General features: G+C 56.0%; 13 protein-coding genes and 2 pseudogenes. 11 read left to right on the plus strand and 4 right to left on the minus strand.

What is annotated here, in order from left to right; translation table 11 throughout:
* The first annotated feature begins 27 nt into the window (after positions 1 to 27).
* The 6 genes and pseudogenes from H7C18_RS17535 to H7C18_RS35555 all read left to right on the plus strand — a co-directional run bounded on the left by H7C18_RS17535 (position 28) and on the right by H7C18_RS35555 (position 7924).
* Complete coding sequence (locus tag H7C18_RS17535) at positions 28 to 3645, plus strand: OmpL47-type beta-barrel domain-containing protein (protein WP_185130382.1); 3618 nt, start codon at positions 28 to 30, stop codon at positions 3643 to 3645.
* A 214-nt stretch (positions 3646 to 3859) separates the two neighbouring features.
* Positions 3860 to 4719 (plus strand): annotated as a pseudogene (locus H7C18_RS35190) (IS66 family transposase); the annotation flags it as partial.
* Between the two features lie 81 nt (positions 4720 to 4800).
* On the plus strand, positions 4801 to 4965 hold the full coding sequence (locus tag H7C18_RS36195; protein ID WP_475571995.1) for a transposase domain-containing protein: 165 nt from the start codon (positions 4801 to 4803) through the stop codon (positions 4963 to 4965).
* A 371-nt stretch (positions 4966 to 5336) separates the two neighbouring features.
* Positions 5337 to 7019: a hypothetical protein gene (locus H7C18_RS17550; RefSeq protein WP_185130385.1), complete on the plus strand. Its 1683-nt coding sequence runs from the start codon at positions 5337 to 5339 to the stop codon at positions 7017 to 7019.
* Positions 7020 to 7127: 108 nt separating this feature from the next.
* A pseudogene (locus tag H7C18_RS35550) lies at positions 7128 to 7466 on the plus strand (glycoside hydrolase family 88 protein); the annotation flags it as partial.
* 122 nt (positions 7467 to 7588) lie between these two features.
* On the plus strand, positions 7589 to 7924 hold the full coding sequence (locus H7C18_RS35555; protein ID WP_273387003.1) for a glycoside hydrolase family 88 protein: 336 nt from the start codon (positions 7589 to 7591) through the stop codon (positions 7922 to 7924).
* 551 nt (positions 7925 to 8475) lie between these two features.
* On the opposite strand, the gene H7C18_RS17560 is transcribed toward H7C18_RS35555, so the two are convergent.
* The 4 genes from H7C18_RS17560 to H7C18_RS17575 are packed head-to-tail and all read right to left on the minus strand — an operon-like array spanning position 8476 to position 13602.
* Complete coding sequence (locus tag H7C18_RS17560) at positions 8476 to 9306, minus strand: carbohydrate ABC transporter permease (protein WP_337913674.1); 831 nt, start codon at positions 9304 to 9306, stop codon at positions 8476 to 8478.
* Complete coding sequence (locus H7C18_RS17565; protein ID WP_185130386.1) at positions 9281 to 10249, minus strand: carbohydrate ABC transporter permease; 969 nt, start codon at positions 10247 to 10249, stop codon at positions 9281 to 9283. The genes H7C18_RS17560 and H7C18_RS17565 overlap by 26 nt, the downstream gene beginning before the upstream one ends.
* Before the next feature lie 23 nt (positions 10250 to 10272).
* Complete coding sequence (locus H7C18_RS17570) at positions 10273 to 11610, minus strand: ABC transporter substrate-binding protein (protein WP_185130387.1); 1338 nt, start codon at positions 11608 to 11610, stop codon at positions 10273 to 10275.
* A gap of 6 nt (positions 11611 to 11616) precedes the next feature.
* Positions 11617 to 13602, minus strand: a complete 1986-nt coding sequence (locus H7C18_RS17575; protein WP_185130388.1) for a hypothetical protein — start codon at positions 13600 to 13602, stop codon at positions 11617 to 11619.
* Positions 13603 to 13817: 215 nt separating this feature from the next.
* On the opposite strand from H7C18_RS17575, the gene H7C18_RS17580 reads away from it, so the two are divergent.
* The 5 genes from H7C18_RS17580 (at position 13818) to H7C18_RS17600 (ending at position 20197) form a co-directional block, all read left to right on the plus strand.
* On the plus strand, positions 13818 to 15116 hold the full coding sequence (locus tag H7C18_RS17580; protein WP_185130389.1) for an AGE family epimerase/isomerase: 1299 nt from the start codon (positions 13818 to 13820) through the stop codon (positions 15114 to 15116).
* Positions 15117 to 15298: 182 nt separating this feature from the next.
* Positions 15299 to 16825 carry a glycoside hydrolase family 3 protein gene (locus H7C18_RS17585; protein WP_185130390.1) on the plus strand — a complete coding sequence of 509 codons (1527 nt, stop codon included), beginning with the start codon at positions 15299 to 15301 and terminating at the stop codon, positions 16823 to 16825.
* A 9-nt stretch (positions 16826 to 16834) separates the two neighbouring features.
* Positions 16835 to 17737 carry an ABC transporter permease gene (locus H7C18_RS17590; protein ID WP_337913678.1) on the plus strand — a complete coding sequence of 301 codons (903 nt, stop codon included), beginning with the start codon at positions 16835 to 16837 and terminating at the stop codon, positions 17735 to 17737.
* Positions 17737 to 18609: a carbohydrate ABC transporter permease gene (locus tag H7C18_RS17595; RefSeq protein ID WP_185130391.1), complete on the plus strand. Its 873-nt coding sequence runs from the start codon at positions 17737 to 17739 to the stop codon at positions 18607 to 18609. Before H7C18_RS17590 ends, H7C18_RS17595 begins: the two co-directional genes overlap by 1 nt.
* Positions 18610 to 18670: 61 nt before the next feature.
* A complete protein-coding gene (locus tag H7C18_RS17600) occupies positions 18671 to 20197 on the plus strand; it encodes an extracellular solute-binding protein (RefSeq protein WP_185130392.1) in 1527 nt (508 codons plus the stop codon).
* Positions 20198 to 20220 lie beyond the last annotated feature (23 nt).

The raw sequence follows: 20220 nt of genomic DNA on the forward strand, positions 1-20220 counted from the left end.
TCTCGGACAGATAAGGGAGGAAAAAGAATGTTCTCCAATAAACCGGTCGTACGTCTGATGGTCTGGCTGCTCGTCCTGCTGCTGTCGCTTCCTTCTTTTTCAGGGGTGGTGAAAGCGGATACGAACGAAGGGCTTGTCGATGATCTGGATAATTTCAATTCCATCTACAGTCATACCGCAAATCTCGTACTGGACTCGTCCAACGCTCAAAATATGGGGGGCGATCTGAAGCGAATCACCCGCAACAACACGGACACGGGATCATTGGTCTATAAAACGGATTATGACATCACCTCGTTCACCGTTCCCGCTTATTTCTGGACCGGCACTCCGGTGGTCGATGTCCAATTCTACGGATCCGCGGACGGCGTCGATTATACGCCGGTGACGCCGAAGATCTACACGTCGGGCCCGTCGGTGGCCAGTTGGCAGATGTATGTCTACGAAGCCTTCGGACTTCCGGCAGGCACCCGTTATTTGAAAATACAACTGTTAGGCGATGTGAAGTATTGGACACCGCAAATATCCAAGGTCATCCTCAATCTCAACACGGCGTCTGTGGAACCAAACCCTCCATCGGAAACGGTCATTGACGGATCGCAAACGCTTGTCTTGTCCACCGCTACGCCGGGAGCAGCCATCTATTACAAGAGAAATACGGATACCGCGTATCAATTATATCAAGCGCCAATCACCCTTACTACGGGTGTGGCGATCGACACGTACGCTCAGAAAGAAGGTCTTTCTCCCAGCTTTGTCCAAACGCTCTACTACCCTTCCAAGTCCGATTGGCAGATCGACCGGTACGGTCAGGTCATCAAAGCGGATTTTCCCGAGAAAGTGACGGATGACGCGCAGCTGACGCAAGATGCGGTGGATGATCAGAGCTACTATGACAGCTTGCAGGTTCCAAGCGATCGTGACGCATATGGGGGCCTGAAGGACAGCGCTCAGTCGTACGGACTGACCGCTACCGGCTTCTTTAACATACAGCAAACCAACAACGGCCGGACGGTCATGGTTACGCCGGACGGAAATGTCTTCTACAGTCTCGGCGTAAACGGGATTACGACCAATGAGACTTATGTCCAAACCAGCGGAAGGGAAAACCAGTTCGAATGGATTCCGCCTCAGACCGGGGAGTTCGCCTCGGCTTTCCGCGCGGGCAGTACGGATTTCTCTTACTATATTGCGAACCGTATTCGGAAATTCGGCGCCCCGTACGATGACGAGCAGTTTGTCAAGCAAGGCATGGATCGGATTCAAAAGTGGGGCTTCAATACGGTCGGGTCCTGGTCCGGCAACTACGCCGCCGAATACGGCATGCCGCATGTGAACATGCTGCCGACCTCGAGCATGGATTGGGCCCAGGTGGACGGCATGCATTACTTCGATATTTTCGCGGACGGAGCAGAGCAGAAGATCGACGAAGCGTTCGCCGCGAAATTACCGGCCAATCGAGACGATCCCACGCTTATCGGTTATTTTATAGACAACGAAATTCAATTCCAGAACATCTTGACGGTCATTCCGCAAGCGAAAGCGAGCAAGGTCGCATCCAAGCGCAAGCTGGTCGATCTGCTGAACGAATGGTATAACGGAGACATCTCCGCGTTCAACAGCGCTTGGGGAACGTCGTTCGCGAGCTTCGACGAGATGTATGAGGCCGCATTGCCCGTGAAAACGCAGCAGGCGCAAGACGATCTTTACTCGTTCGTCAGCGTGTATGCGGATACGCTGTACAGCACGATCGCAACGATTTTCCGCAAATACGATCCGAATCATCTGCTGCTGGGCGACCGCTGGTTAAAGAATACGGTGGAGAACACTAGAATCCGCGATATTTTGTCAGAAGCCGCGGGAAAATACTTCGATGTCATCAGCTATAACTATTATTCGAGAAATCTGAGTGTCAGCCAGCTGCAGGCTATTCACGACAAATCCGGCGGCAAGCCGATTATGATTACCGAGTTCAACTACGGCACGGCGGAGCAGGGACTGAATTCCGGCGTAATCCCGGTGGAGACGCAGGACGAGCGGCAGCTTCGCTACCGGAATTACGTGGAACTGGCCGCTTCGCTCGGATACGTGGTCGGCACGCATTGGTTCAATTACGTCGATCAGCCGGCCGCCGGACGCTGGTGGGAAGGAACGACCGGAGAACGGTACAATACCGGGCTGATCAATGTGGCCGACTCCCCGTATAAGCCGTTCTTGCAGGGCGTGAAACAGAGCAATGACGACATCTACAGCGTCCTTCTCGGCAATCGCTCGCCGTTCCAATATGACTTCGGCGAAGTCGAGCGTCCGGCAAATCGGAAGTTCGAGATCGGCTATACTTCCTCCCCGATGCAAATCGACGGCATTCGCGACGAAGGCTATGATCCGTCGCGTCAAATGTGGCTCAAGTCAGGTGACCGGATCGTAGGAACCGGCGGCAGCGACATGAAGGCGGGCTATGACTTTGCCTGGGATCAGTCGAATCTGTACTTGTTCGCCGATGTGACCGATCCTACGCCGATGATGAATCCGTTCCGCGACGGCAATGTTTGGAAAGGGGACGGAGTCGAGCTGTTCGTCGGTCCGGATCAGCTTGACGTGCGCCAGGGCCTGCTCGTATCCGACCGCCAGTTGATTTTGAGCGCAGGAGGGAAAGACGGGTCCTATTACTGGCGATGGTACAACACCTCACAGCAAGCGCCTGTGGACATGGTCGTTCGCCGGCATGGGGACGGCGGCGGTTATGCATTGGAAGCGCGCATCCCGTGGGATGCTTTGAATGTGACGCCCGAGGAAGGGAGAAGCCTGCTGTTCGATTTTGGCTTCGATGACAGCGAAGACGGCGTGCGGCGGATTCGCCAGTGGCTGTGGAACGGAATGGACGGCAACTCCAGCAACCGCGGTTACTGGGGGACGGCAACGCTGTCGGGCGGCCCGGACGTGACGCCTCCCGTCACCACGGCGGCCGTATCGCCTGAAGCGCCGGATGGAGCGAACGGATGGTACGTTCATCCGGTCACAGTTGCGTTGAGCGCAGCCGATGAGCGCTCCGGCGCGGCCAACTCCGAATATCGGGTGGATAACGGAGAATGGACGGCATATCAGGATGCCTTCACCGTTGCGGAAGACGGCTTGCATGAAGTGGCTTTCCGATCGATCGACATTGCGGGCAATGTCGAGGATCAGAAGAAGGTATCCTTCCGGATCGACAAGACCCCGCCAGATGTGGCCATGCTCGGAACGGGGGCCTATACGGTCAATCAGACCATTACCGTGACATGTACGGCGGCGGATCAGGTTTCGGGCGTGGCTTCCAGCGATTGCTCCGCGCCGCTGGTCGATCGTCCGGCCTACCTGCTTGATCTGGGCACGCACCAGGTGTCCGCTTCGGCGGAGGATGCGGCGGGAAATATCGCGCACGCATCCGGCGAATACACTATTCAAGTGACAAATGCCAGCCTCATGGAATTGACGCGGCGATTCGTTACCGGAGAAGGCTCGAGCGGCATCTTGAATTCGCTGATAACGAAACTGGAGAAGAGCCAATATAACGCCTATGTGAACGAAGTATCGGCACAGAAAGGAAAAAGAATCGCGGAGGATGCGGCGGGTGTGTTAACGGCGCTCGCCCGCGCCCTGGAATAGCTCCTCTCCCCGGCTCGAATTCGAGCCGGTTTTTTTGGTGCGGCGTGCCCTGAGGCACGCATCTTCCAGCCGGTTAAAGTCCGCTGTGGGGTGTTGTAGTGACCAACCACTAGCCAAGGGCAAGGGGGTATTCATCGTGAGGTGGAATTTGAAGGAAGCCGGAGGCAAACTTCCGACCCGAGGAACATGAACATTATCAGGCATAAGGCATGGGATGAGTTTGCCAAACAAAACGAAGTCCAATTCACTACATCGTCACCGTGCCGATGCCCAGAACTGCTTATCCCGGGAGCCTGGCGTCCCCTTCGATTCTGTCGCATGTGATGTGCCAGTAATATGTGGAAAGCTTGCCGGTGTACCGGCAGGAGCAGCAGTTCGCCCGACTCGGCTTTTCTCTCTCCCGATAGACGATGGCGAACTGGATGATTTACGGCGCCGCGCCGAGACCTGGCTGTCACCGCTTTACGAGGCGATGAAGGTGTACCTGCTCCGGCAGGGGGCGCTGCACGCGGACGAGACGACGTTGCAGGTGCTCCGGGAACCCGGCAAGTCGGCCGATGTAATCACTATTTGTGGCTATAACGGACCGGAGGCGTATCGCCTGCGGTTCTGTACGAGTACCAAAAGACAAGGGGCGGCGAGCATCAGCGGAACTTTCTGTCGGGATTTACGGGCTATTTGCACGTGGACGGCTAAGGTCGCCAAGGTGAAGCTTGTCGGCTGCTGGGCGCATGCGCGCCGCAAATTCGACGAAGCGCTGAAGGGAGCGCCGCCGGAGACGGGGAAGCTGAGCAGTGTCGCCGGACAGCGGCTGGCCTATTGCAACCAACTCTATGCGATTGAGCGCGAGCTGGCGGACGTATCGCCCGAGGAGCGCCATGCCAAGAGACAGAAGCGGAGCGTCCCGGCGCTGGGGGCGTATCGCGAGTGGCTCCGGCAGCAAAAGTCGCGTACGCTGCCGAAAGTCTAATCGGCCAGGCGATCGCCTATAGCCAGAACCAGTTGGAGAAATTAACGGTGTTTCTTGCGGACGGACGGCTCGAACTGGACAATAATCGTAGTGAACGGTCGATCAAGCCGTTTGTGATCGGACGAAAAAACTGGTTATTTGCGAACACGTCACGCGGCGAGAAGGCGAGCGCAACGATCTACAGCGTGATCGAGACGGCGAAAGAGAACGGGCTGCATCCCTACAACTACTTGAAGTTTCTTTTCGAGCAGTTGCCGCAGATCTCAGGTCCGCAGAATGCCGAAGCGCACGAACCTTTCCTTCCGTGGTCGGATACGTTTCCCGCCGACTGTCGGATGAAGAACAGCTAACAACAGCATAACCGAGTCAGCTCCCGCGCTAGGTGGGAGCTATTTGACGCTCATGAAGGAAAGTGAATCGTCTTACCGTGGAGATCTCATGGACGTGAAGAGATTCAATTCGAATCACGGTTGAAACAAGACGTGCAGCAAGCATAAAGCTCCGCGGAACATGAGGTGCTTGAACAAAGTTATGCCGCCGCGGTAACGTATTGGCTTCGCGTCAAAAATGGTGTGCCATCACAATAAATGAGAGTGGCGTGAAAAGAAAAAAGGTGCAGAGGCGCAAAAAGTAGCGGTTTTAACATTCGTTGGGAGGTGATAGTTTATCACTATCTTTAAAACTATTACGCCATTCAAAGTATTGAAGGGAGACAACGGATTTGAACCGGATGAGTGATTCGGACATGCTGTTGAATGCCGTACGAGCGTTGGACGGTATGTATAACCCGGAGCTTCGCATGCTGGCGTCGCCGTTCAAGAGTCCGGGCTACCATACGACGCTGAAACAGGCCAATATCGTGCACCCCACTCGCGAATCCGTCCATTATGCGCTTGCGCTGCTCGATACGGAGCTTCCGGAATACGAGCAACGTGCGTTTGAAATCCTGGACACGATCGTTTCCATGCAGGACAAGGATCCCGATCGCGATACGTTCGGGATCTGGCCGTGGTTTTACGAGGAGCCGCTGTCCCGGATGTCACCCCCGGATTGGAATTGGGCGGATTTTATAGGTAAGCAGCTGGTGTTGGCGGCGCTCCGTCACGGTAGGCGGTTTCCGGCAGCGCTGCGGCAATCGGTCCGGCAATCGGTATTCTGCGCTTGCAACGCGATTCGGAAACGCAATGTCGGGCCTCATTATACCAATATTGCCATCATGGGCGCGTTCGTCACGCTCATGGCTGGCGAACTGTATGGTTGGCACGTTGACAAGCATTACGGCTTGGACAGGCTGAACGGCATTGTCGAATTCACAAGAACGTTAGGTTCATTTCAGGAATACAACAGCCCGACGTATACGATTGTCGCCGTATTGGAGCTGTCGAAATTAAATACCGAAACGAAGATCGCGCAAGCCAAGGCCATGTGTGATGAACTGCTCGATCTCACTTGGAAAATGATCGCGGAACATTATCATGTCGGAACGAAGCAATGGGCCGGTCCGCACAGCCGCAGCTACAGCGCGATGCTGTCCGATCGGGCCAAAGCCTTCTTGCAGGTGGCCACCGAGGGGCAATTGCATTTCTTTCCGTGGGATCGGCTGCCATACGAAGGAGAATGGTTCAAAAGTGGCATCCGTTGTCCCTCTGCCTACCTCAACTGCTTTACCGAACCGGCGGAAAAGTCGGTCACGCAATGTTATTTCCGCGACGATGCAAGCGGAGAGAGCAAATGGGCCACCACCTATCTGACTAGCGATTACGCGTTGGGCACTTTCAGCAGGGAAATCATGTGGAATCAGGCGACTTGCCTGACCGCCTATGTCCGAAACGGCGGCGAGACAACCTATATGCGCCTTCGCGTGTTGCATGATGGATATGATTATTGTTCGGCGGTTTTTGCCTCTACACAATACAGGAATCGAGTACTGTTCGGCATTTCCTTCTTGACGAACGGGGGGGATACGCATCCCGCGTTGGACAAAATTGACGGCGCGGTGGAAGTTTCGGATTTCCGCCTGCGGCTTGAATTCGGCGGCTGCTTGAACAATGTGAACGGCTTATCGTCCGGAGATCGGGCCTCATTTACGATTGGCGGGCTGGAAGTCCGGATCGCCACCTTGTTCGCCACGTTTGACGACTGGACGGATCGAGCGCGATGGGAGGTCGGGAAGAATGAAGAGGTTTGTTTTGCCGATCTGGTCATCTATACCGGCGAGAAGAAAACGATGGATTTCCGTTCCATGCGCGAAGCCGCTTTTCTATTTTCGTTGACGTTGGGGGAGCAGGCATCTCGCTTCGAAGCCGCGGTGGAGCATGATGCGGAGCGGGTCAGGGCAACGGGGGATTCGGAGGACGGGCCGCCACTCACTCTCTCCTTGCCGAGAAGGCCACAGACTTTATAAGAGAAGGAGAAACCGCATGACGATTGATTGAATGGAACGCGACAGATGGACTGGAACAGGGATCGTGTTTATCAGAGAATGACGGATGTACCGACAGAGGATTGGGGGATGAAGCTGGAGGAAGGGGATTGGGTGCCCGGGGTCGGGTTAATTTCGATTCTCGCGGATGCGGAATTGGGGAAGAAGGCTTCCGCGATGGATGTCTTGTGCGAATGGGTCCATCGAAACAAACATAAGGCCGGCAAATCGAAGTTCATCAACGCTATGGCGCCATATACCGTCTTTCCGGCGCTTTATCGTCGGACGGGCGATGAGTGGTATCTGGAAATCGCAAAAAGGGTCGGCGATTGGATTGTGACGGAGGCGCCGCGCACACGCGAATCGGCATTCGAGCACACGGTGACGGAAAACGTGCTGTTTCCGGAGCAGGTATCGGCGGATACGCTGTTCATGGCCGTGCTTTTTTTGGCCAGGTTGGCGAGGCTTACGGGGGACAGGAAATACCCGAGGAAGCGGCGTTTCAGCTGCGCATCCATTTGTAGCTGCTGCAGGATCGGGAAACCGGACTGCTGTTCCACAGTTGGAACAGCGGCAGCAGAGATAATCATATGTCGTCTGCTTATTGGACGCGGGCCAACGCTTGGGTTGTGTTGGCCGCACCATGGATTGCCTGCGAAGTTGCCGGGATGGCCGACATTCCCGGCAACCTGATTCATCGTTACAAACAGCTAGCGAAAGCCATGCATGGGTATCAGGGGGAAAACGGCCTTTGGCCGACGGTTGTGAATCATCCGCATTTTTATGCGGAAACATTCGGCAGCGCCGGAATTGCGGCCGGTGGTTCGCCGGGAACCAAATCGACTGGCTGGACGAATCCTATGTGGAAGCCGCGAAAAAGACGCTGAACGGCGTGCTGGTGCAAGTTACGCCCGACGGAACGGTTAACGGCGGTTCCGGCGGCATGCCCGTCATGCCAAGCATTGCGGCTTACCGCGATATTCTGTGCTATCCGACGCTTTACGGTCAAGGTTAGGCGCTGATTTTGCTGTCGTACGCCTTAGCCTATAATGGCCAATAGAAAAGACGACAACCGGGAGTATTTAACATGAATGGCAAGTAGAAAATGAGAGTCTTTCAGGAAGAGATGACGAGTTGCACGGAAAAGAAGGGGTGTACTTCAGGTTGGCCGATCGTATTGGGTCGCCTTTTTTTGTTTTCCAAAGCAAAAAAAAGGGGGGTCCTCCGGTCAATTTCGTAACCTTTTGGGACAGCCCCTTTTAGTTTTTGTGTCTTCATGAAGGCCGCCCAATTCCAAGAAACGGTCGGATCCCGAGGCTGCCTGCAAAGCGGCGTATGCGCCCAGCAGATTAGGGATGCGCTGTCTTGCGCCTTCTCAGGTCGGGTTGCCGCATCCCTTTATCCGAACCGGGCATGCATGTTCATGCATGCCCGGTTATCAACCTTTTATTCCGGTAACGGTGGTTCCCTCGATGAAATAACGCTGGAAAAAGAAGAAAACGAGCAAGCAGGGAAGCATGAGCAGGATGGAAGCCGCCATGAGATAATGCCACTGGCTTACGTATTCGCCTTGAAAAGAGTAAAGGCCAAGAGACAAGGTTCGCATATTGTCGGATTGCAAATAGATGAGCGGACCGAGAAAGTCATTCCACGTATGCATAAAGGTGAATATCGTTACCGTAGCGAGCGCAGGCCGTATTAACGGAAGCATGATCTTGAGCAGGAGGCGCATCGGCCCGCAACCGTCGATGATGGCGGCTTCGTCAAGCTCCCGCGGAACGGTCATGAAGAATTGCCGAAGCAGAAAGATGTAAAACGCCGTACCGAAAAACGCCGGCACCGTAAGCGGTTTGATCGTATCGATCCAGCCGAGCCACTTCATCAAAAGATAAAGTGGAATCATCGTGATCTGGCCGGGAATGAGCATCGTGGAGATGAGAACGAGAAACCAGAAGCTCCGTCCCTTGAAGTCGAAGCGGGCGAAGCCGAAGGCGACCAGGGTGCAGGACAGCAAGGTGCCGGCAATGGTGAGCCCTGTAATCGTCATCGTATTGCCTAGAAGTTTCCAGAACCGCATCATGCGCATGGCGTCTCCGAAATTTTCCCAATGATACACGGAAGGGAAAATTTTCGGCGGTATTGTCAGAACGGCGGCCGAACTTTTGAGCGCCGTCGTCAGCATAAAGAGGAACGGAAGCATGAAGACGGCGGAACAGGCGAGCAGCAATAAATAGGTCAATGCCTTACCGAGTATGCGAGTGCGGCGCACGCCCCTCACCTCCTTCCGAGCACGGACGCCGCGTTCGGCGCTTCGAGCGGCTGGTCGCCGGACCTTCGCCTTCGTAGTACACCCAGCGGTTGGATGTTTGGAACAAGACGAGAATCAGAACCAGAATAATGACGAACAGCAGCCAGCCGAGCGCGGATGCATAGCCCATTTTAAAAAATTGAAAGGCGTTCTGATACAAATACAAAACATAAAACAAAGTGGCGTTCCCCGGACCTCCTCCGGTCATGACAAGCGCCTGGGTGAACACTTGGAACGAACCGATCAGTCCCATGATCAAATTAAAAAATACGGTCGGAGACAGCATCGGCACCGTAACGCTCCAGAAACGGCGTACCCGGCTCGCGCCGTCCAATTCTGCGGCTTCTTGCAGCGAGCGCGGCACGCTCTGAAGGCCGGCGAGGTAGATGACCATGCTGCCGCCTACTCCCCATAAGCTCATAATGATGATTGACAGCAGGGCGGTGCTAGAATCTGTCAGCCAATGCGGCCCTTTCACGCCGAACCAGGAAAGCACCGTATTTAATAGTCCGTAGTTGCTTTCGAAAATCCAAATCCACAGCATGGACACCGCCACGCCGGACACGACGGAGGGAAGATAGAAGAGGGTGCGGAAAATCCGCATCCCCTTCACGTTTTGATTCAACAGCACGGCGAGAAGAATGCTCAGCACCGTCCCCAGCGGTACGCTGCACACGACGTAGATCGCCGTCACCTTGAGCGAATCGCGGACATTCGGGTCATGCGCGAGCTTGTCGAAGTTATCGAGTCCGACGAATTTCGCAGGTTCGAGAATATTCCAGTCGGTAAAGGATAGTCCGAACGAATAAAGGAGCGGGAACAAGGTGAAGCAAGCCAATCCGATCAACCATGGCGAGATAAACAGGTAACCGGTTAAGCTTCGTTTTCTGTAAAAGGCGCTCATGGAGCCCCCCCTTTCACTTTTTCTCACTTGCCGGAGAGAATCTCGTTGATTTGCTTATCGACGCTTTCCAGCGTGGGCCCGATTTCCTGCTCTCCGTTCCAGTACAGTTGAAGCAGTTTGGTCATTTCGGCATTGATCTGCGTCCAGTTGGCCGAGCTCGGAGCGACACGGGCGTACTGGGTGGAATCGACGATTTCTTGGAGATGAATGTTCTTATAAGTCGGATGTTCGAAGCCTTTGGTGGCAAGAGGGGTATTGATGAGCGATTTCAGTGTCGGCAGCCCGGCGAAGCCGCCCTCGAATTTACGCTTCTGCCCTTCTTCTCCGGCAAGCCACGAAAGAAATTTCACGGCTTCTTCCGGATGCTTGGTCGTTTTGGAAACGGCGAAGCCTCCGAGCGCCATGGCGGTCGCCTTCGATTTGCCTGCTGGCGGAGCGACAACGTCCCATTCGAAATTCGTATCGCGCAAGATGGTCGAAGCCACCCAGGAGCCGCCGAAATACATCGCCGCTTTGCCTTGCTGGAACAGCTGATAGCTTGGCGTCGTTTGCATCGAGCTGGCCGTGGGAGCCACCTTATACTCGTTCATCAGGCTGCGGATAAAGGTAAAAGCCTCGGACGATTCGGGCGAGTTGATGGCCGACTTCGTGCCGTCGCTGCTGAGGATGTCGCCGTTGTTCTGCCATACGAACGGCGCCCAGAAGTTCCAGGTGACGTCCTGAGCGTAGCCGTACTGATCGATTTGATCCCCTTTCTTGACCGTGAGCGCTTGGGCCTTCTGCAGCAGATCGTCCCACGACATTCCCGCCGTCGGATAGTCGACTTTGGCTTGATCGAACAGCTCTTTGTTGTAGAAAAGCACGATCGGAGCCGCATCGCCGGGAAGGCCATAAATGTTGCCCTTCCATTTGTACCCCGCCATGATGTTGTCCAGGTAATCGCCGCTTTGGAAGTCCTTGCCGTCATACGGCGTCAAATCGAGCAGGGCGTTGCGATCCGCGAACGAAGGCATATCCTGGTTGCTCATCCAGAAAACATCCGGCGCATTGCCGCCGGCAATCCGTGTCATGATGGTCGAGGTGAAATCTTTGGCAATCGCCTGAGGCGTAATTTTGACGTTCGGATGCGCGCTCTCGTATTCCTTAAAAATGGATTTGTACAAATCATAGGTAGGACCGTCGCCTCCGTTAAAGCCGAACGTCAATTCGACGGTTCCCCCGGAAGCTTCTTGCGTATTGGCGTTCGATGCTTTCCCAGTATCGGAAGTCGCGGCGTCGTTCGCCGTACCGCCGGATCCGCAGCCGTTCGTCGTCAAGACCAGTAAAGCGGCGGTCGTTAGCGTAAGTCCGAATTTTTTCAAGCAAATTCATCCTTTCGTTTGGTGGTGGCCGACTGCGGCATGCAGCGGCAGCAGTTCGTCTTCGAGCAATCCCATTAGCATTCCGGCGGCAATCTCGGCAACCGTCCAGCCGGATTCGATCGCCCACGGACCCCAGCCGGAATCGGCCGGGGAACCGAACACTTCCATTCGTTCGACATCGAGTGCCCGGGCCCAAGCGCCGTCGATCTGCGAATCCGGGCTGACAATTTGCGCATCGAGAAAGAAGCGGACGGTCTCCAGCCATTTTTGCCTGAACCACCGGTCTCCCGTTACGAAGTAAGCTTGAATCCAAGCCAGTGGCAGCCAGTTGTTTGAATAGAGCAGATCCGCGACAGGGTCCCCGTTGCGGGCCAACAGCGAGCTCTCGCCTTCGCCAGCTCTGTGGCGCATCGCGGACAAGTAGCCTTCGTCCCACTCCACATAGGCGCCGCTATGGTGCGCGAATGCCTGCAGATCGCCGGCTACCCGGTAGAGCCACTCGCAGTGTTCCTCCGAGCCTGTGACGGCGTACAGCCAAGAGAGGGGGAGAATGAGCCGGCAAAGCTCCTGGGTTTGGCTCTGCTCCCGCCTTGTCGCGGGATAGACGGCCATGATCGACGAGAGGCCCTTGATTGCCGTCTCCCGGAACTGTTCCCGTCCCGTCAACCGGTACGCCACACTAAGAGCGGCGTAATAATAGGCGTTGTAATGGGCACTGGGCAAGTTGCCGGGGGTCGTTCGCAGCCGCACTAACGCTTCTTCCGTCAGCAGATGGTTGTCGGTACGGGAGGGGCGAGTTCCGTCCGTTCCGGTCGTGCGAATCAGGAAGAGGAGAACGTCTTCGCATTCCTTCAGCCGTTCCGTCGTTCCTTCATACAGACAGCGGAACAGATGGGGGAGCAGCGCGCGGGCGGCATCGTCCTGATAGCAGACGCCCCATGCCTCGTCCGTCCAGCGCATCATGCCGAATAACGGTCCCGGCTCCCGGCACACGAAATGATCTAGGACATATCCGGTCAGGCGTCCGGATATGCGATCGCTTCGGGAATCCCCGCTTACCCGGGAATGAAGCCAGTAAGCAAGCGCAAGCTCGCCGATGCAGTCGGCGCGCCGGATTCGGCTCACTCTCTGGCGGCCCGAATAGTCGATCTCCGTCCCTAATCCCTCCAAAGCTCCGTTCTTGCCTTCGTTCTGAAGAATGCCGGCCCGCTCTGCCCACCTTAGCGCGCGTTCGGCGCCCGTCCGGATCTCGCCCGCAGCAGGTTCCGGGTCGTTTAGGCGCTGTCCGCCGCTTGGGGGCGCAATGGCGGCTGCCAAACGATAGTGGCGGGGAAATTCGAAATCCGGGATTTCCTGTCCGTACAGCCAGCCAAGAATGTAACGAACGAGTTTGCGAACGCGATCGTGCGGGGCATGGCGCGCGCGGGAGAACATAGCCAGCCGGAACGCGCATACGAGAAGACAGTCATTCTGTTCAAACCACAAGGCGCGTTCACGGTCTGCAGTGTCGGCGTTCCATTCTTCATTCGGCGGCGTCCGGTCATGGGCTTGTACGTTGAAATACGACAGGAGCGGCACTTTTTTGGAACAGGTAAAAGCATGCGGGCGCAATCGTTCGCCGCACTGGTCGTCGATAAGTCCGCCCCGCGGCTCGCCCTCCAGCCATCCCTCGGAGGCGACGGCTAGCCGGACATAACGCGTCGAGGAAGGCGCTTCAAAGTAAACGTTGCCGATGCTTCCCGCAAATTCCGCAAACACGCGTTTGCCGGCCGCGATCTCGCGATCGATGAACGTTCGGACCGGCGGGGGGAGAAGGAGCGGGTTCGGCTCGGTTCCTCCCAGGATGGCGTAAGCGTCTGCCGGGTGATCCGCCAGCGCAAGCGCATCGTTCGGGTGAACGACCGTCAGCTTGGGATCGAGCATTTTCATACAGGACAATAAATCGCTGTCTGCCGAAGCAATTGCGGCCAATCGCCGTTTGGTAGACGGCAAGTCGATACCCCCTTTATCTGCAGAGCTATCCCCAAGCTACCACCACCGAAAAATCCGGAGTAGATGAAAATTGTAAAAAAATCAGGACGATTGTGACCGTTGCTTGAATTGGTCACGATCGTCCGCATTTGCGGCACCGGATTCGCCTATCCGGTGCGGAGTTCGCTTCTTATAATGATTCCGTCGGATAAAAAAAGTGAAAGGCGGAGAACGAATTGATACGTGAAGCATGGGAACGGGAGAAGCTGCTGATCTTTTACCGCTCGGTCCTGCGGCAGGATCTGCTCCCTTTCTGGGAGCGAGCTGTCGATCCGGTCCGCGGAGGCGTCTATACTTGCTTCGATAACCGCGGGGAACGCAGGCTCAGTTCGGACAAATATACGTGGTCGCAAGGACGATTTCTGTGGATATGGTCGCGGCTCGCCGACTTGTGCGCGCGGAAGCAGGCGGACGGCGATCCGAACCTCTATATGGAGCAGGCCGAGCGTACGTATCGATTTTTGCGCCGGCACGCCCTTCTTCCGAACGGCAACTGCGCGTTTCTGCTTACGGAGGACGGGGATCCGAAAGAGCCGATCGCGGGTTATGGGTACGACACGAGTTTTTACGCGGACTGCTTCGTGATTCTAGGGTACACCGAGTATGGCCGGATTGCCGGCGATCGGGAGGCGCTTCGGCAGGCGGCGCTGCTTTACGAGTCGGTGGAAAGGCGTCTGCGCGCCAAGAAGGTGCGGAGCGAGCCGTATCCCGTACCGGATAACCTGGCGTCGCACGGCTATTCGATGATTATGCTCAAAGCCGCTCAAGAGCTGGCGGATGCATGGCGGTCCGCGGACGGGGGACAAGCCGAGCGGTTCCGGCACAGGAGCGCCGCCTACATGGACGACATTATGAAGCACTTCCGCGATTCGCAGGGACGCATCCGCGAGGTGCTGGCTAAAGATGAGGCAGCGGAGCGGGATGAGAATGAACGGCTGCTTCTGCGGCATCTCAATCCCGGACATTCCCTCGAAAGCATGTGGTTCGTGATGCGGGAAGCGGCCGAGTCGGGAAATGGCGAATCTATCCGGAAGGCAATCGTCTCGGTGAAGCGGGCGCTTGCGCTCGGTTGGGACGACGAATACGGCGGTTTGCTTCGTTATGTAGACAAGGAAGGGGGGCCTCCTTCGGGACGGCGAACGATGGGGGACAACGGAGCGGAACGGTTTGAAGCGCTGATCGAAACGACGTGGAGCATGAAATTGTGGTGGCCGCATTCGGAATCGCTGTATGCGGCGCTGCTCGGTTACCGGTTGTCCGGTGACGACGAACTCGCGGACTGGTACGAACGCTTGCACCGTTATACGTTCGCCGTATTTCCGAACGACGACAAATCCGTAGGCGAGTGGATTCAAATCCGCACGCGCGAAGGCGAGCCGTCCGAACAAGTGGTCGCGCTTCCCGTCAAAGACCCGTATCACATCTTGCGAAACATCATGCTGATCATCGAGCTGTTAAGTGATTGGGGACGCTGAAGTCAGAGATTCCCGCGCACGGATCCAAGCGCAATCAGGTCACAAGAGTACCGGAACACGGCACAGATTTGCCTTACCTTCGCAACGGACGGCGTCTTACAATAAACGGGACCGGCCCGGCTAGACGAGCGAACAATCTTCGTCTTCGCCGGACGGTAGGAGAAGAAGCGAGGGAGGACATCATGCGGCTATCGGATCTGAGCTTGGAGGAAAAGGTCGGACAAATGTTTGCCGTCAATCACCTTGGCACCGGGATGACAGCGATTTCGAGAACATTGATTGAGGAACGCCGCGTCGGGGGCATCTTTCTCGGCACCGATTGTCTGGAGGAGCCGCAGCAGGTGCACCGCTTGACGACGGAGCTGCAGCGGGCGGCGCTTGGCACGCGGCTAGGCATCCCGCTGTTCATCTCCGCCGACTTCATCGCGGGAGCCGGCTGCAAGCTGCGTCGGGGGGCCGTTCATTTTCCGAAAAATAGGGCCTTGGCGGTGTCCGAAGATGAAGCGCTTGCCTACGAGTCGGGGCGCATCACGGCGGCGGAATCGTTGGCGATGGGGGTTAATTTCAACTACAGCCCCGTCGTGGATATTAATAATAATCCGGACAATCCGGTGATCGGTACGCATTCGTTCGGGGAGAACAAGGAGATAGTCTCCCGTCTCGGCTCGGCCGTCATCCGCGGTTACCAGGAGCACGGGCTGATCGCGACGGCCAAGCATTTCCCCGGCCACGGCGATACGCACGTGGATTCCCACGAAGATTTGCCGGTACTTCCGTTCGACAGGCAGCGGCTGGAATCGTTCGAATTCGTGCCGTTCCGCCGGGCCGTCGAGACCGGCGTCGAGGCCGTCATGGTCGGGCATATGGCGGCGCCGGCGTTGGACCCGAGCGGATTGCCGGCTTCCTTGTCGCATGCGATCACGACGGGGATCTTGCGCGAAACGCTCGGTTTTAACGGTCTTGTCGTCACGGACGGACTGTCGATGAGAGGGGTGACGAAGCGCTTCACAATGGAGGAGGCTTGCATCCGGGCGGTTGCTGCAGGCGCCGACATTCTTCTCGCGACGGTGCCGAGCGGCGAATTGGCGCTGTCTTTGATCGATGCGGTCCTGAAAGCGGTTCGGGACGGCCGCCTCGAGGAGCGGCGGATCGACGAGTCTGTGGAACGAATTCTGGCGGTGAAGCGGAAATACGGTCTCCTGCCGGAAGAGTTCGAGCTGCGACCGTTCGATCCGGCGGCGACGAACCGCGAGTCTGACCGGGCGGTGAGCCTCGCGGCGGCCCGAAAGGCCGTCACGCCGATTCACGGGATGAGGCCGTTGGCGAAGGACGGGCGTCTGCCCGAAGCCGTTACGCTCATTCGCGACGCTCAAGCCGCACGCTTCGCGGATCTCTTGCGGAGCGCAGGCGCCTTGGCCGACGAGATCGTTGTCGACGCCGAGTCCCGGCTGCCCGACGCCATCGCCGGGACCAATGGTTCCGGTATGGTGATCGTATCCGCCGGCTATCCGAAGCCGATGCGCAAGGAAGTGCTGGAGGCATGCCGCGAGAGCCTGATGCGAAGAGCGAGATCGGTCTGGATCCATTTCGGTTCGCCTTACGATGCGGATTTCTTGTGGGGAGTGCCGATGCTGCTTCTATACGACTCTACGGCTGATTTACATCAAGCGGCGGCGGAGTACGTTCTGGGCCGCCGGAGAACGGAGTGACGGGTGCTTGTGAAGGGCCTTGAAAAATCGTTTCGAGCCGATTGGATGCTCTATTTGTTCCTTCTGCCCGGTATTGCCTATTTCATTATCTTTAAATATTTGCCGATGTATGGCATTATCATCGCTTTTCAGGATTACAGCCCGTTTCTCGGCATTGCCGGAAGCGAATTCGTCGGTTTGAAGCACTTTGTCCGTTTTTTTACGGACGACGAATTTGTGAGAGTGTTTCGCAATACGATTCTGATCAGCTTGTACAAGCTCGTATTCGGCTTTCCGGTTCCGATTCTGCTCGCGCTCATGCTGAACGAAGTGCGCATCCGATGGTTCAATAAGACGATGCAGACGCTGGTCTATATCCCCCACTTTTTCTCTTGGGTCATCTTTGGAGGCATCGTCATCCAGGCGCTGTCGCCAACCGGCATCGTGAATGCGATTCTACATCTCTTCGGGATGGATCCCGTGCTGTTCCTCGGGCATAAGGAATATTTCCGCAGCATCGTCGTGATCAGCGATATCCTCAAAGAATCCGGTTGGGCGTCGATCGTTTATTTGGCGGCGATTGCGGGCGTCGATCCCACGTTGTACGAAGCCGCCCGCATGGACGGGGCCAAGAAGTGGCGCGAAATATGGCATATCACGCTCCCGGGCATTCGTAACACCATTATCATCTTGCTGATTCTGCGCCTCGGCTCCGTTCTGGAGCTCGGCGTCCAGCAAGTATTCATGCTCTATAATCCGCTCGTGTACGACGTCGGCGATATTATCGACACTTACGTCTACCGCGTCGGATTGACCGAGCAGAAATACAGCTTCGCTACCGCGGTCGGTTTGTTCCAATCCGTCGTCGGCCTCATCCTGATTTATATTTCGAACGGGCTGTCGAAGCGGTTCGGCGGAGGGGGGCTTTGGTAATGCGTTATATGACGCTGTCCGAGAAGATCGGCCGTGCCGCGAATCTCACGCTGCTCTTCCTGATGGGGTTGGCCGCACTGTTTCCGTTCTTACACGTCCTTGCGCAGTCGCTCAGCAGCCATACGGCCATCGTGTCCGACCGCGTATCGGTTTACCCCGTCGGATGGCAACTGGAAGCTTACAAGCAACTGCTGCAGGACGGCGCGTTTTATCGGTCGTTCGGCGTCGCGATCATCCGCACCGTGCTAGGCACGGCCATCAACATGACGCTGACCTGCCTGATGGCTTATTCCCTGTCGCGCAAGCATTTGAAAGGGCGGGGACTGGTCATGAATATGGTCATCTTCACCATGATTTTCAACGGCGGCATGATTCCGACCTTTCTGCTGCTCAAGCAATTGCATCTGCTCGATACGATCTGGTCGTTGCTCCTGCCTTCCGCAGTCAGCGCCTTCAACTTGATTTTGCTTAAAAATTTTTTTCAGACGATTCCCGAAAGCCTGGTGGAGTCGGCCCGAATCGACGGTGCGGGCCACGGCATCATTTTGCGGCGTCTGTTCGTCCCGCTGTCCCTTCCGGCTATGGCAACGCTTACGCTATTTTACGCGGTGATGCATTGGAATTCTTACTTCGATGCGGTAATGTATATCAACAATTCAAATCTGCTGCCGCTGCAAGTGTATCTGCGGAATGTGATCGTCCTTGACGATTCCAACATGAACTTGATCGATTATTCGGGCGCGACGCTGATCTCCCCGGAAAGCTTGAAGGCGGCGACGATTATCGCCAGCGTTGTCCCGATGATTGCGATTTATCCGTTCGTGCAACATTATTTCGCCAAAGGGGTGATGCTGGGAGCCGTCAAGGAATAAGGCTCGCCGCCGATAGGCTATGAAGGTGCAAGCGTCAAAAAAACAGAGGAGGGTTCGCGGCATGAGAGCAAAGTTTATCTCGATCCTGCTGCTGGCGTCATTGGCTGGATCTGCGCTAACCGGATGCGCTTCAGACAAAGGCAAGGAGACAACGGGGAAAAGTGCGGCGCCCTCGGCCAGCCAGCCGGTCGTGAAGGCGTTCATCATGGGAGGAGCGAAGTTCCCCGACGGGGAGGACATCAACAACAATCCGTGGATGACGATGCTCCGCAAAGAAACGGGGGTCGACCTGCAGATCCAATACGGACCGGCGGCGGCCGACGAGTATATGAACAAGCTGAATCTGCTGCTGGCATCAGGCGACATTCCCGACCTGTACTTCATTCCAAGCGCCAATCAAAGCTGGCTGATGGACAATGCCAAGCTCGGCGCCATCATGAAGCTTGACGGCAAGCTGGATGCTTACTCGAACTTGAAGAATGCGGTTTATCCCGAAACGTGGGATGCGGTTACTTACAATGGCGGCATATACGGCATCCCCGTGTTGGCCGACGGCAATTCGGCGACGGACAACGTTTATATCCGCAAAGATTGGCTGGATAAGCTGAAGCTGGACGTGCCGAAGACGCTGGACGATTATATCAAGGTAGCCAAAGCGTTCAAAGATCAGGATCCGGACGGCAACGGAAAAGCCGATACGCTAGGCCTTATAGCTTACGACAACATGCTGGCGTGGTCGAACATGTTCGGCGCTTTCGGGGTCATTCCGGGCTATTGGATGGAGAAGAACGGCACCCTTGTGCCGGCCGACATCCAACCCGAAATGAAGGACGCTCTCGCCTATATTCATCAGCTGTTTGCCGACAAAGTGCTGGATAACGAGTGGCCGATCACGAAGAAGGGCACTTACGAGGAGAAAGTGGCCAACGGGAAGGCCGGCTTGTACGAGAGTAGCTGGGCAGCCGCCCGCAGCGAGATCCAAACAAGCAAGCAGAACGATCCGAACGCCGATTGGATAGCGATCGCTCCGCCGGTCGGACCCGGCGGCAAGCAGGGTGTCTTCGGAGGGGCCAGATACAAATCGATCGCCGTCATCTCCAGCAAGGCGCAGAACGTCGACGCAATTCTGAAGCTGCTCGATTGGCAGGCTGTGCCGGAGAACCGCGACAAATTCGTCTTCGGGTTCGATCAATACGGCGAAAATTTCATGTATACGAAGAAGGACGGCGCCATTGAGATGAATTTCGACAACCATAACAAGTACGGCTACCGCCAGCAGCTCATGTTGATGCAGCCCAAAGAACTGAACGAGCAGAAGATGGAAGCGCTCGGTCCTCAGTTCAAATTGAACGACATGATCAAGCTATCGAATCAGTACGGCATTCCGAACGCCTTCACCGGCGCGCCGACTCCGGCCATGGTGGACAACCAGAGCGCTCTGGACAAATTGCGCCAGGAGACGTTCACCAAGATCATTATCGGCGATCTGCCCGTCAGCGCGTTCGACGATTTCGTTGCGAGCTACAAGGCCAAAGGCGGAGACATCATTATGAAAGAGGTGGCGGACTGGTATAATAACAAGAAATAATAGAGTAGGAACGAAATGACGGA

This window comes from Cohnella zeiphila (genome assembly GCF_014212055.1).
Lineage (GTDB): Bacteria > Bacillota > Bacilli > Paenibacillales > Paenibacillaceae > Cohnella > Cohnella zeiphila.